The organism is Pseudomonas sp. SK (assembly GCF_012975065.1).
GTDB classification, from domain to species: Bacteria; Pseudomonadota; Gammaproteobacteria; order Pseudomonadales; family Pseudomonadaceae; genus Aquipseudomonas; species Aquipseudomonas anuradhapurensis.
On sequence record NZ_CP051857.1, the window covers coordinates 4,907,860 to 4,920,832 of the forward strand.

Sequence of the window (12,973 nt, forward strand, 5' to 3'; positions counted from 1 at the left end):
GAATATCTCCCCCCACACCTGAGCTTAGCGTTGTTGCAAAAAGCAGCCGCGCGCCGCGACCAGCGGGCATAAGCAACGAAGGTTTCCCACGATGCGCGGCGCTGCTGTATGCTACGGCGTTCACTCTAAACGACACCGGAGTGCCGGACGCAGCGAGGTTCCGCTGCCTGGAACAAGGTCTCTTCCCTCTCAGCAAAAAGTAGCCATGCACGAACAATACACGCCCCGTGATATCGAAGCCGCCGCCCAGAAGTTCTGGGACGAGCAACAATCGTTCGCTGTTACCGAACAGCCAGGCAAGGACACCTACTACTGCCTGTCGATGTTCCCGTACCCGAGCGGCAAGCTACACATGGGCCACGTGCGCAACTACACCATCGGTGACGTGATTGCCCGCTACCAGCGCATGCTGGGCAAGAACGTGCTGCAGCCGATGGGCTGGGACGCTTTCGGCATGCCCGCGGAAAACGCGGCGATGAAGAACAACGTCGCCCCGGCCAAGTGGACGTACGAAAACATCAACTACATGAAGACCCAGCTCAAGAGCCTGGGCCTGGCCATCGACTGGGCACGCGAAGTGACCACCTGCAAGCCTGACTACTACCGTTGGGAGCAGTGGCTGTTCACCCGCCTGTTCGAAAAAGGCATCATCTACCGCAAGAACGGCACCGTGAACTGGGACCCGGCGGACCAGACCGTACTGGCCAACGAGCAGGTCATCGATGGCCGTGGCTGGCGTTCGGGCGCGCTGATCGAAAAGCGCGAAATCCCGATGTACTACTTCCGCATCACCGACTACGCCGACGAGCTGCTGGAAAGCCTCGACGAGCTGCCGGGCTGGCCCGAGCAGGTCAAGACCATGCAGCGCAACTGGATCGGCAAGTCGCGCGGCATGGAAGTGCAGTTCCCGTACGACCAGGCCAGCATTGGCCACGGAGGTACCCTCAAGGTCTTCACCACCCGCCCCGACACGCTGATGGGCGCCACCTACGTCGCGGTCGCCGCCGAGCACCCGCTGGCTACCCAGGCGGCCCAGGGCAACCCGGCGCTGCAGGCGTTCATCGACGAATGCAAGAGCGGCAGCGTTGCCGAAGCCGACATGGCCACCCAGGAGAAGAAGGGCATGGCCACTTCCCTGCTGGTCGAGCACCCGTTGACCGGCGAGAAGCTGCCGGTGTGGGTCGCCAACTACGTGCTGATGCACTACGGTGATGGCGCTGTAATGGCCGTACCGGCCCACGACGAGCGTGACTTCGAGTTCGCCCACAAGTACAACCTGCCGGTCAAGGCGGTGGTGCGCACCAGCGCTGGCGATGAAGTCGGCAGCGAGTGGCTGGCCGCCTATGGCGAGCATGGCCAGTTGATCAACTCTGGTGAGTTCGACGGCCTGGACTTCGCCGGTGCCTTCGACGCCATCGAAGCGGCCCTGATCCGCAAGGAGCTGGGCAAGTCGCGTACCCAGTTCCGCCTTCGCGACTGGGGTATCAGCCGCCAGCGCTACTGGGGCTGCCCGATCCCGATCATCCATTGCCCGTCGTGCGGCGACGTACCGGTGCCGGAAGACCAACTGCCGGTCACCCTGCCGGAGAACGTAGTACCGGATGGCGCCGGTTCGCCACTGGCACGCATGCCGGAATTCTACGAATGCAGCTGCCCGAAATGTGGCGCCGCAGCCAAGCGCGAAACCGACACCATGGACACCTTCGTCGAGTCGTCCTGGTACTTCGCCCGCTACGCCTCGCCGAACTACGAAGGTGGCATGGTCGACCCGAAAGCGGCCAACCACTGGCTGCCGGTCGACCAGTACATCGGTGGTATCGAGCACGCCATCCTGCACCTGCTGTACGCACGCTTCTTCCACAAGCTGATGCGTGACGAAGGCCTGGTCACCTCGAACGAGCCGTTCAAGAACCTGCTGACCCAGGGCATGGTGGTCGCCGAAACCTACTACCGCGTGGCCAGCAACGGCGGCAAGGACTGGTTCAACCCGGCCGATGTCGAGGTCGAGCGCGATGCCAAGGCCAAGATCATTGGCGCCCGCCTGAAAACCGACGGCCTGCCGGTGGAAATCGGCGGTACCGAAAAAATGTCGAAGTCGAAGAACAACGGCGTCGACCCGCAATCGATGATCGACCAGTACGGCGCCGACACCTGCCGCCTGTTCATGATGTTCGCCTCGCCACCCGACATGAGCCTGGAATGGTCCGACTCCGGCGTCGAGGGTGCCAGCCGCTTCCTGCGTCGCGTCTGGCGCCTGGCCCAGGCCCACGTCGCCCAGGGCCTGCCGGGCAAGCTGGACGTCGCCGCCCTGGACGACGCGCAGAAGGTCATCCGCCGCGCCATCCACGCTGCCATCAAGCAGGCCAGCACCGATGTCGGCCAGTACCACAAGTTCAACACCGCCATCGCCCAGGTGATGACCGTGATGAACGTACTGGAAAAGGCCCCGCAGGCCACCGAACAGGACCGCGCCCTGCTGCACGAAGGCCTCGAAGCCGTCACCCTGCTGCTGGCCCCGATCACCCCGCACATCTCCCACGAGCTGTGGCAACAGCTGGGTCACCAGCAGGCGGTCATCGACGCCAGCTGGCCAGCCGTCGACGAAGCGGCCCTGGTACAGGACACCGTCACCCTGGTGGTGCAGGTCAACGGCAAGCTGCGTGGCCAGGTGGAAATGCCGGCCGCCGCCAGCCGTGAAGAAATCGAAGCGGCTGCGCGCAGCAACGAGAACGTCCTGCGCTTCATCGATGGCCTGACCATCCGCAAGGTTATCGTGGTACCGGGCAAGCTGGTCAACATCGTCGCCAACTGATGGCAACGCCCGCCCGCAGCCACTGCGGGCGGGCGGAACAGGCCCACAAGGGAGCAACAACATGATCAAACGCAATTTGCTGGTAATTGGCCTGGCGGTCATGCTCAGCGCCTGCGGTTTCCAGCTGCGCGGCACCGGTTCCACCGAACTGAGCGTGAAGGAAATGGACGTCAGCGCGCGCAACGCCTACGGCCCGACCGTGGTCCAGCTGCGTGAAACGCTGGAACGCAGCGGCGTCAACGTGCACGCCGGCGCACCGTATCGCCTGGTGCTGACCAACGAGCAGGAGCGCGAGCGCTCGGCGACCTACAACAGCGGCAACCGTACCGCCGAGTACGAGCTGACCACCGTGCTGAACTACAGTATCCAGGGCCTGAACAACCTGGAGCTGATGAGCGACAAGCTGGAAGTGCGCAAGATCTACGTGCGCGACGGCTCGAACATCACCGGCTCTGAAGAGGAAGCCAACCGCGCCCGTGAAGAAATGCGCCGTGACCTGGTCAATGCGATGATGGTTCGCTTGCAGATGCTGACCCCGTCGCAGCTGGACGAGCTGCAGCGTCAAGCCGACGAACGCGCCAAGGCCGAAGCCGCCGCGCTGGAGGCCGCCCGCCGCCAGCAGGCCGAAACGCCTCAGCAATCGCCACTGGAAGTACCGGGCAACTAAGCCCGAGCGGGGTACCCTCGGGTGCCCCGCCTGCTCACCATGAAGCTCGCCCCCGCCCAACTCAACAAACACCTGCAAGGTGCGCTGGCTCCAGTCTACGTGGTTAGCGGCGACGATCCGCTGCTGTGCCAGGAAGCCGCCGATGCCATCCGCAGCGCTGCGCGCCAGCAGGGGTTCGACGAGCGCCAGGTGTTCAGCGCCGACGCCAACTTCGACTGGGGCACCCTGCTCCAGGCTGGTGCCAGCCTGTCGCTGTTCGCCCAGCGGCGCCTGCTGGAACTGCGGCTGCCCTCCGGCAAGCCCGGTGACAAGGGCGCTGCCGCGCTGATGGAATACTGCGCCAAGCCCGCCGAGGACACCCTGCTGCTGGTCAGCCTGCCCAAGCTCGACGGCAGCGCACAGAAGACCAAGTGGGGCAAGGCGCTGATAGAAGGCCCCCATTGCCAGTTCATCCAGATCTGGCCGGTGGACGTACACCAGCTACCACAGTGGATCAACCAGCGCCTGCAGCAGGCCGGCCTGTCGGCACAGCGGGACGCCGTCGACCTGATCGCCGCACGTGTCGAAGGCAACCTGTTGGCAGCCGCGCAAGAGATCGAGAAGCTCAAGCTGCTGGCCGAAGGCAACCAGATCACCGTAGAGACCGTGCAGGCCGCCGTCGCCGACAGCGCCCGCTTCGATGTCTTCGGCCTGGTCGATGCCATTCTCAATGGCGAAGCCGCGCATGCCCTGCGCATGCTCGAAGGCTTGCGCGGTGAAGGCGTGGAGCCCCCGGTGATTCTCTGGGCCCTGGCCCGTGAGCTGCGTCAGCTGGCCGGGCTGGCCCAGCAATTCAGTCAGGGCGTACCGCTGGACAAGGCTTTCAGCCAGGCCCGTCCACCGATCTGGGACAAACGTCGGCCGCTAGTCAGCAAAGCCCTGCAGCGCCTGTCGGCACAGCGCTGGGCGCAGTTGCTGCAGGATGCCCAGCGTATCGATGCGCAGATCAAGGGGCAGGCCGAAGGCTCGCCGTGGACCGGCCTGGCGCGCTTGTCGCTGCTGATGGCTGGTCAGCGCCTGGCACTCCCCCCCGAGTAACTGGGGCCGCTGTGGGAGCTGGCGGGCCCGCGAATCAGGCGATGCGGTGGATGGCACCGGCTTCGCCGGTGTTCGCGGGCACGCCCGCTCCCACAGGGCTGCAAGGCAGCCCCCTGCATCTCGACGATATACACAATCAATTGGCCCCCAGCTGCCCAGGGCCCTACAGTGCGCCGCGAAAACCACCAAACCGGGGAACCCCGCCATGAGCAAACAGCCGAAAAAGCACGGCCCCAACAAGGCCAAGTCCATCGTCGCCCAGCCCCTGTTCCGCTGCCGCCAGGAACGACCGAACAAGGGCAAAGGCAGCTACCGCCGCGAAGCCTTCCAATCGAGAGATTGGGAGGCTTCGTACTTTTTGGCCGCATGAAAGCATCGCAAGCGCAGGCATGATATGGTCGTCACCTGACCTGCAATTCTGGATCTGTGCATGCTTCTCAGTCTTCTCCCCCGCTGGAAAACCCGTCAGCTGCTCGCGGCCTCCAGTTTCATCCTGCTCGTGGCCTGCGCAGAAAAGCCCACCGCCGCCGATACCCTGCCGCTGGCTCCCGCCCAGCCCACTCCGGTGGTGACCCTGCCCGGCACAACACCAGACGTCAGCACTGAAATCCAGCCTCTGCAAACTTTCGCGCAATGGCAGGCCGGTTTCCGCCAGCAAGCCCTGCAAGCCGGTATTTCGCCGGATACCTTCGACCGCGCATTCCTCGGCATCACCCCTGACATGGACGTGATCAAGGCCGACCGCAGCCAGCCGGAGTTCACCCGCCCGGTGTGGGAATACCTCGAAGGCGCCCTGTCACCGCTGCGCGTGCGCAATGGCAAGAAGCTGCTGGAACAACATGCAGAGTTGCTCACGCTCATCGAGCAGCGCTATGGCGTCGACCGCCAGGTGCTGGTTGCGGTGTGGGGCATGGAAAGCAACTTCGGCCAGTTCCAGGGCAACAAGTCGGTCATCCGCTCGCTGGCCACCCTGGCTTACGAGGGCCGGCGCCCGCAATTTGCCCAGGACCAGCTGATCGCCGCGCTGCAGATCATCCAGCATGGCGACATCCAGCCTGAGGCCATGCGTGGCTCGTGGGCCGGGGCCATGGGCCAGACCCAGTTCATCCCGACCACCTACAACACCCATGCCGTCGATTTCGACGGTGACGGCCGCCGTGACATCTGGAACAGTACCCCGGATGCCCTGGCGTCGACCGCGCATTACCTGCAGAGCTCGGGTTGGAAGCGTGGCCAGCCTTGGGGCTTCGAGGTGCAGGTGCCAGCAGGCTTCGATTACTGGCAAGCCGATGGCGCACTGCGCAAGCCGGTGAGCGAGTGGTTGGCGCAGGGCGTGAAACTGCCTGCGGGGACGCAACTGCCGGTGGGCAGCAACCAGCTGTCTGCCGCCCTGCTGCTGCCAGCGGGCGCGCGTGGCCCGGCGTTCCTGGTGCTGGACAACTTCCGCGCCATCCTCAAGTACAACAATTCGTCGTCCTATGCGCTGGCGGTGAGCCTGCTGGGGGACCGCTTCACTGGCTGGGGCTTCATCGCCGGCAGTTGGCCGAAGGAAGACCTGCCGCTCAGCCGCAGCGAGCGCATGGAGCTGCAGAACCTGTTGAACAGCAATGGGCATGAGGCGGGGAACCCTGACGGTATCATTGGCGCCAATACCCGCAAGGCGATCCGCAACGCCCAGCAGGGGCTGGGCTGGCCGGCGGATGGCTACCCGACCCACAAGCTGCTTGAGAGCCTGCGCCAGCAGTGAGGGTCCTGGGGCCGCCATGCGGCCCTTTCGCGACACAAGCCGCTGCTACAGGGACCGCGCAATCCCGATGATTGTCGATCGTTTGTAGCAGCAGCCTGGTGTCGCGCTGGGCTGCAAGGCAGCCCCGGCAAGCTCAAGCCCTGAACAGATCCTGCTCCAGCACCAGTGTTTGCTCGACACTGTCCAGCCGCACCCTGGCCCCCAGCGGCAAGCACACATTCGGATCACAATGGCCACTGCGCCACCCGGCCAGCACCGGCACGCCCAGCGGCCCGAAGATATCCTGCAGCAACGGCGTCAACGCCGCGGTGGTAATCCCGGCAAAATCCCCCACCAGCACGCCCTTGATCCCTTCCAGCTTGCCCGCCAGGCGCAGCTGGGTCAGCAGACGGTCGACCCGGTACAACGGTTCGTTGATGTCCTCGATGAACAGGATGCAGCCCTTGGTATCAAGCTCGGCAATGGTCCCCAAGGTCGCCCCCAGCATCGACAGGTTGCCGCCTAGCAGCGGCCCGCTGGCCACGCCCGGCTGTACGCAGGCCAAAGCGTAGTCGGCCGGGTGCACGATCGGCTCGCCGCTGCGCACCTGGCCACCCAGCTGTGCCAGCAGCGAAGCCTCGGTCGGCGGCTGCTTGGCACCGAGCAGGTCGGCATTGAGCATTGCGCCATGGAAGGTGAGCAGCCCGCTCCTGCGGTAAATCGCCGTGTGCAACGCGGTAATGTCGCTGTAGCCGATCAGCGGCTTGGGGTTGTGCCGGATCAGCTCGAAATCGAGCTGGTCGAGCAGGCGCATGCTGCCGTACCCGCCACGCATGCACAGGATGGCGCCGATCGCCGGGTCGGCGAAAGCGTCATGCAGGTCTTGCAAGCGCTGCTGGTCCGCGCCCGCCAGGTAACCTTGCGCCTGCAGGGCCCCCGGGTAGATCCGGCAACGGTAGCCGCGCTCGGTAAACCAGCGGGTGGCCTTCTCGCTATCCAGCCGGGCCGGGCCGGCGGGGGCGACGATGGCAAAGCAGGCGTCGCGCGGCAACGCCTTCGGCAAGCAAGGTTCGGTACGCTCAAGGCAATTCACATGCAACTCCTTGCAAGTCCTGGGGGCCTGATTCTGCCGGTGCGAAGCGGCCCCGGCCAGCAGGAAACCCCATCAACAAAAATGCCGATGGCGCCTTTCGGCGCGCATCGGCATGGGTGGCCCAACCGTTGATCAGAGCTTGATCTTGGCTTCGTGGGCCTGTTGGTCAGCGTGGTACGAAGAACGCACCAGCGGCCCGGATGCAACGTTCTTGAAGCCCATCTTGTAGCCTTCCTCGGCGAACCAGGCGAAGGTGTCCGGGTGGACGAAACGCTGCACCGGCAGGTGGCTGCGCGACGGCTGCAGGTACTGGCCGAGGGTGAGCATGTCGATGTCATGTTCGCGCATGCGCTGCATCACTTCGATCACTTCGTCGTCGGTCTCACCCAGGCCCAGCATCAGGCCCGATTTGGTCGGAACATGCGGCACCAGCTGCTTGAACTTCTGCAGCAGGTCCAGCGACCAGTCGTAGTCCGACCCCGGACGCGCGGCCTTGTACAGGCGCGGTACGGTCTCGAGGTTGTGGTTGAACACATCCGGCGGCTCTTGCGCGGTGATCTCCAGGGCAACGTCCATGCGGCCACGGTAGTCCGGCACCAGGGTTTCCAGCTGCACGCCCGGCGACAGCGCACGGATTTCACGGATGCAGTCAGCGAAGTGCTGGGCCCCGCCGTCACGCAGGTCGTCGCGGTCCACCGAGGTGATCACCACGTACTTCAGGCGCAGGTCGGCGATGGCGATGGCCAGGTTCTTCGGTTCGTCCAGGTCCAGCGGCTTCGGCCGGCCATGACCGACGTCGCAGAACGGGCAGCGGCGGGTGCAGATGTCACCCATGATCATGAAGGTCGCGGTACCGCCGGAGAAGCACTCGCCCAGGTTCGGGCAGGAAGCCTCTTCGCACACACTGTGCAACTTGTGCTTGCGCAGCAGTTGCTTGATGCGGTCTACCTCGGGCGAAACCGGGATACGCACGCGGATCCAGTCGGGCTTCTTCGGCAGCTCGTCGGTGGGGATGATCTTCACCGGGATGCGCGCCACCTTCTCGGCACCACGCAACTTGACCCCGGCTTCCACTTTCTTCGGCGCTGGGCGCTGGGTGGCATCCTGGGTAGGTATCAGGTTCGGCACGGCTTCTTGCACAGTTGTCATATCAGTCGATTCCGCCCGTAAGGGTCGTCTGCTCAGCGTAGTCGAGGTGCTTGACCAGCTGTCCGCGCAGCCTTGTCCTGACCTCGTCGAGTTCGATAGGACCTGCCAGGTCGCGCAGCTGGGTCATCGCCAGCCCCGCATAGCCGCAGGGGTTGATTCGGCGGAATGGCGCAAGGTCCATGTCCACGTTCAGGGCAAGGCCGTGGAACGAACGGCCATTGCGGATTCGCAGGCCGAGGGAGGCGATCTTCGCTCCGTCGACATAGACGCCCGGCGCATCGGGCTTGGCCGCGGCCTGGACATCATAACTGGCGAGCAGGTCGATGAGGGTCTGCTCGATACGGCTGACCAGCTCACGCACACCAAAGCCCAGCCGGCGCACATCCAGCAGCAGGTAGGCCACCAGTTGCCCGGGGCCATGGTAGGTCACCTGGCCACCGCGGTCGGTCTGCACCACCGGGATGTCGCATGGCACCAGCAGGTGCTCGGCCTTGCCGGCTTGGCCCTGGGTGAAGACTGCGGGGTGCTCGACCAGCCAGATTTCATCCTGGCTGTCCGGGCTGCGCTGCTCGGTGAAGCGCCGCATGGCCTCCAGCACCGGTTCATAGGGCTGCAGGCCAAGCTCGCGAAAACCGAGGCAGGCGGACATCAGAGCACCATTTTCACGATGCCGGTAGCACGCAGGGCGCTGTTGATATCGTGCAGCTGGTTCTCGCTTTCGGCCACGATGTGCAATTGCACGGTGGTGTACTTGCCTTCCTTGCTCTGGCGCTCGGCCAGCGTGGAAAGGTCGACCTTGGCGTGCTTGCTGAGAATCTCGATCACCGTGTCGCGGAAACCGACCACGGTATCGCCGATGACCTTGATCGGGTAATCGTCGCAGGGGAATTCGATCTTGTGCGACTTGACGTCTGGTTCGCTCATGGCGGAAACGGCCTCATAAGCCGTGGCAACAACAACGCCCCCGCGGGATACGCGGGGGCATGCAGGTCACGTATCAGTTGAACAACCCGTAGAAGAATAGACGGATGCTATCCCACATACGGCGGAAGAAACCACCTTCCTCGACGCCATCAAGGGCGATCAGGTCGGCGCTGTGAACCACTTTTTCGTCCAGTTTGACTTCCACTTTGCCGATCACGTCACCTTTGGCGATCGGTGCGGTGAGCTGCGGGTTCATGGTCATCGAAGCCTGAAGGCGTTTCAATTGGCCTTTAGGCATGGTCATGGTCAGGTCTTCGGCCAGGCCAGCTTTCACTTCGGCGGTGGCGCCTTTCCAGACTGGCGCCTTGGTCAGCTCGGTGCCCTTCTGGTAGAAGGTCTGGGTTTCGAAGAAGCGGAAGCCGTAGGTCAGCAGCTTCTGGGTCTCTGCCGCACGCGACTGCTCGCTGTTGGTGCCGAACACCACGGCGATCAGGCGCTGGCCGTCGCGAACGGCGGAAGCCACCATGCAGTAGCCGGCTTCGTCGGTGTGGCCGGTCTTCAGGCCGTCGACGGTCTTGTCACGCCACAGCAGCAGGTTGCGGTTCGGCTGCTTGATGTTGTTCCAGAAGAATTCCTTCTGCGAATAGATGGCGTAGTGGGCCGGGTCGACGTTGATGATCGCGCGCGCCAGGGTCGCCATGTCATGGGCCGACGAGTAGTGGTCCGGGTGTGGCAGACCGGTCGGGTTCATGAAGTGGCTGTTGCTCATGCCCAGGTCGGCGGCAGTCTTGTTCATCATGTCGGCGAAGGCATCTTCGCTGCCGGCGATGTGCTCGGCCAGGGCGACCGAGGCGTCGTTGCCGGACTGGATGATGATGCCGTGCAGCAGGTCGCTGACGGTCACCTGGCTGCCCACCTTGATGAACATGCGCGAACCGCCGGTACGCCAGGCGTTCTCGCTGACGGTTACCGGGTCGTTTTCACCGATCTGGCCGCGGCGGATGTCGAGGGTGGCGATGTAGGCGGTCATCAGCTTGGTCAGGCTGGCTGGCGGCAGGCGCTCGTCACCGTTGTTCTCGACCAGCACGTTGCCGCTGGACGCGTCCATGAGTACGTAGGACTTGGCTGCCAGTTGCGGTGGCGCCGGCGTCATCTGCTCAGCCGCGAAGGCGGCCGGCGTGATCATCAGCAGTACGGGCAGGCAAAGTCGTTTGGCAAGGTTGGTGATGTTCATCCGTCTCTCGAAAATCGCTAATGGTCTGAATTTCCCTGGGCAAGATCATGTGCCCAGCGCCAGTCAGTCTAGTTTTGTGGCCATAGGCCTGGCCCGGCAAAATGCGGCGTTATGTCGCTGCGGGCAAAAGCCGACATTGTACATGCCTGCGCCCGGCAATTCATGACAAAACCGACAGTTTGGTGTTGCCTTCTTCGCGGGCACGCCCGCTCCCACAGGGTTTCGCATGCCCCTGTGGGAGCGGGCGTGCCCGCGAAGAAGGCAACGCGGTCAGTCAGCTGTGACCAGCTTGGCCTGCCCCAGGTTCGCCAGGCGGATGCTGTCCTGCGCCTGCTGGATCTCGCCCTGGCTGCTGATCGGCCCCAGGCGCACGCGGTGCAAGGTTTGCTGGTTACGCACGATCGAGCTGATGAATACCGGCGCGCTGACCATGCTGCTGAGCTTGGAACGCAGCAGTTCGGCGGCGTCCGGGTTGGCGAAGGCGCCCACCTGCAGGAAGCTGCCGCCACTGCTGCTGGCCGGCACGTTGTTGCCGCCAACCTGCACCGGCACCACAGGCGCTGCGTGCTGTTGCGGCGGTGGCGTCCATTGCTCGACGCGCCCGGTACTGGCCGGGATCGCCTGGGTCTGGGCCACTTGCGGCTCCTTCAGCACCATCGGCGGCGTCTGGCCACGCTGGGCCCACCATTGCTGCGGGTCGATGCCCTCGACGCGCACATGCGCGGTACCGATTTCGGCGTAACCGAGCTTCTTCGCCGCGGCATAGGACAGGTCGATGATGCGATCGGAGTAGAACGGCCCACGGTCGTTGACCCGCAGGATCACGCTGCGGCCGTTGGCCAGGTTGGTCACCCGCACATAGGCTGGCAGCGGCAAGGTCTTGTGCGCCGCACTCATGCCGTACAGGTCGTACAGCTCGCCGTTGGCGGTGTTCTGCCCGTGGAACTTGGTGCCATACCACGACGCAGTCCCCTCGGCGCGGTAGTTGCGCGCGTCCTGCATCGGATAGTAGGTCTTGCCCAGTACCGTGTACGGGTTGGCCTTGTAGTTGCCAGTGTGCACGGTCGGCGTTGCATCGGGGATCTTGCTCACATCCACGTCCCACCACGGCGCGCCGTCCTTGTGCGCACGGTTGATATCCAGGCCCGGCTGGGTGCGCACCACGTTGCCGCTACCTTGCTGGGTCGGGCGGCTGGAAGAGCAGCTGGCCAGCAGCACGCCAACGGCGAGGCAGGTCAGCAGCTTGAAAGAATTGGCAGAGATGATTGCGCGCATTAGTTGACGCCCCGTGCTTGAACCAGCTGTTCCGAAAGCTGATGCACCGCCATGGCATACATCACGCTGCGGTTGTAGCGAGTGATCGCGTAGAAGTTCTTCAGGCCCATCCAGTATTCAGGGCCATTGTCGCCCTCGAGACGGAAGGCGGTAACCGGCAGATCATCGCGCAGGGAATCATGAACCGACCAGCCAAGCGCGCGCAACTCCCCTACCGTCTTCACCGGCTCGATGCCGGTGGTCAGGCCCTCGTCGGCCCGCTCGCCATCCACCCAGGCGCGGCTGACCACACCTTCACCGGCCACCCACCCGTGGCGCTTGAAGTAGCTGGCGACACTGCCGATGGCATCGTCCGGGTTGTTCCAGATATTGATGTGGCCGTCGCCATCGAAGTCCACCGCAAAGTTGCGGAAGCTGCTCGGCATGAACTGCGGCAAGCCCATCGCGCCGGCGTAGGAGCCCTTGAGGGTCAACGGGTCGAGCTGCTCTTCGCGAGACAGCAGCAGGAACTCGCGCAGCTCCTTGCGGAAGAAGTCGGCCCGCGGCGGATAGTCGAAGCTCAGCGTCGACAGGGCGTCTATCACCCGGTAGTTGCCGGTGTTGCGGCCAAAGAAGGTTTCCACGCCAATGATGGCGACGATGTACTGTGCCGGTACGCCATATTCCTGCTCGGCCCGGGCCAGCGCCGCCTCGTGCTGGCGCCAGAAATCCACACCGCGGGCGATGCGCGCGTCGGTGATGAACATCGGCCGGTAGTCCTTCCACGGTTTTACCCGTTCGGCCGGGCGCGAAATGGCGTCGAGGATCGACTGCTTGCGTTGCACCTCAGCGAACACGCCCATCAGCTGTTCAGGGGCAAAACCGTAGTCGCGGCTCATTTCGCCAACGAACTGGGCCACCTGCGGCGAGTCCCGGTAGTCGCCGGCATGGGCCAGCTGTACAGCGCCGAACAGGCCCACCGCGCCGACCCACGGCGCACAACGGGCAGCCCAGTTACGCACTGCTTGCATGAAATT

The 12,973-nt window shown here is 64.2% G+C and carries 12 protein-coding genes; 5 read left to right on the forward strand and 7 right to left on the reverse strand.

Annotation, left to right across the window (positions count from 1 at the left end; all coding sequences use genetic code 11):
- Positions 1 to 205 precede the first annotated feature (205 nt).
- From leuS to HG549_RS22455, 5 genes are all read left to right on the forward strand, one after another.
- Positions 206 to 2,812 (forward strand): leucine--tRNA ligase, encoded by a 2,607-nt coding sequence (gene leuS, locus HG549_RS22435; RefSeq protein WP_170032867.1) that lies wholly within the window; start codon positions 206 to 208, stop codon positions 2,810 to 2,812.
- 61 nt (positions 2,813 to 2,873) lie between these two features.
- The gene (lptE, locus tag HG549_RS22440; protein WP_170032868.1) at positions 2,874 to 3,479 is read left to right on the forward strand and encodes an LPS assembly lipoprotein LptE; all 606 of its coding nucleotides are present in this window, start codon (positions 2,874 to 2,876) and stop codon (positions 3,477 to 3,479) included.
- A 39-nt stretch (positions 3,480 to 3,518) separates the two neighbouring features.
- Positions 3,519 to 4,556, forward strand: coding sequence for a DNA polymerase III subunit delta (gene holA / locus HG549_RS22445; protein WP_170034297.1), 1,038 nt, complete (start codon positions 3,519 to 3,521; stop codon positions 4,554 to 4,556).
- Positions 4,557 to 4,761: 205 nt separating this feature from the next.
- Positions 4,762 to 4,926 carry an alternative ribosome rescue factor ArfA gene (gene arfA / locus HG549_RS22450; RefSeq protein WP_170032870.1) on the forward strand — a complete coding sequence of 55 codons (165 nt, stop codon included), beginning with the start codon at positions 4,762 to 4,764 and terminating at the stop codon, positions 4,924 to 4,926.
- A 60-nt stretch (positions 4,927 to 4,986) separates the two neighbouring features.
- Entirely contained in the window at positions 4,987 to 6,303 is a 1,317-nt protein-coding gene (locus tag HG549_RS22455; protein ID WP_170032872.1) for a lytic murein transglycosylase, read from the forward strand.
- 133 nt (positions 6,304 to 6,436) lie between these two features.
- Here the strand turns inward: HG549_RS22455 and HG549_RS22460 are convergent, their stop codons facing one another.
- The 7 genes from HG549_RS22460 to mltB all read right to left on the reverse strand — a co-directional run bounded on the left by HG549_RS22460 (position 6,437) and on the right by mltB (position 12,967).
- Positions 6,437 to 7,375 carry an LD-carboxypeptidase gene (locus HG549_RS22460; RefSeq protein WP_170032874.1) on the reverse strand — a complete coding sequence of 313 codons (939 nt, stop codon included), beginning with the start codon at positions 7,373 to 7,375 and terminating at the stop codon, positions 6,437 to 6,439.
- Between the two features lie 132 nt (positions 7,376 to 7,507).
- The gene (gene lipA, locus HG549_RS22465) at positions 7,508 to 8,524 is read right to left on the reverse strand and encodes a lipoyl synthase (RefSeq protein WP_256666001.1); all 1,017 of its coding nucleotides are present in this window, start codon (positions 8,522 to 8,524) and stop codon (positions 7,508 to 7,510) included.
- 1 nt (position 8,525) lies between these two features.
- Positions 8,526 to 9,173, reverse strand: coding sequence for a lipoyl(octanoyl) transferase LipB (lipB, locus tag HG549_RS22470; RefSeq protein ID WP_170032876.1), 648 nt, complete (start codon positions 9,171 to 9,173; stop codon positions 8,526 to 8,528).
- On the reverse strand, positions 9,173 to 9,448 hold the full coding sequence (locus tag HG549_RS22475; protein ID WP_085625758.1) for a DUF493 domain-containing protein: 276 nt from the start codon (positions 9,446 to 9,448) through the stop codon (positions 9,173 to 9,175). The genes lipB and HG549_RS22475 overlap by 1 nt, the downstream gene beginning before the upstream one ends.
- A 73-nt stretch (positions 9,449 to 9,521) precedes the next feature.
- Positions 9,522 to 10,682: a D-alanyl-D-alanine carboxypeptidase family protein gene (locus tag HG549_RS22480; protein WP_170032878.1), complete on the reverse strand. Its 1,161-nt coding sequence runs from the start codon at positions 10,680 to 10,682 to the stop codon at positions 9,522 to 9,524.
- 270 nt (positions 10,683 to 10,952) lie between these two features.
- Positions 10,953 to 11,957, reverse strand: a complete 1,005-nt coding sequence (locus tag HG549_RS22485) for a septal ring lytic transglycosylase RlpA family protein (RefSeq protein ID WP_170032880.1) — start codon at positions 11,955 to 11,957, stop codon at positions 10,953 to 10,955.
- Positions 11,957 to 12,967: a lytic murein transglycosylase B gene (mltB, locus tag HG549_RS22490; protein ID WP_170032882.1), complete on the reverse strand. Its 1,011-nt coding sequence runs from the start codon at positions 12,965 to 12,967 to the stop codon at positions 11,957 to 11,959. The genes HG549_RS22485 and mltB overlap by 1 nt, the downstream gene beginning before the upstream one ends.
- Positions 12,968 to 12,973: the final 6 nt, after the last annotated feature.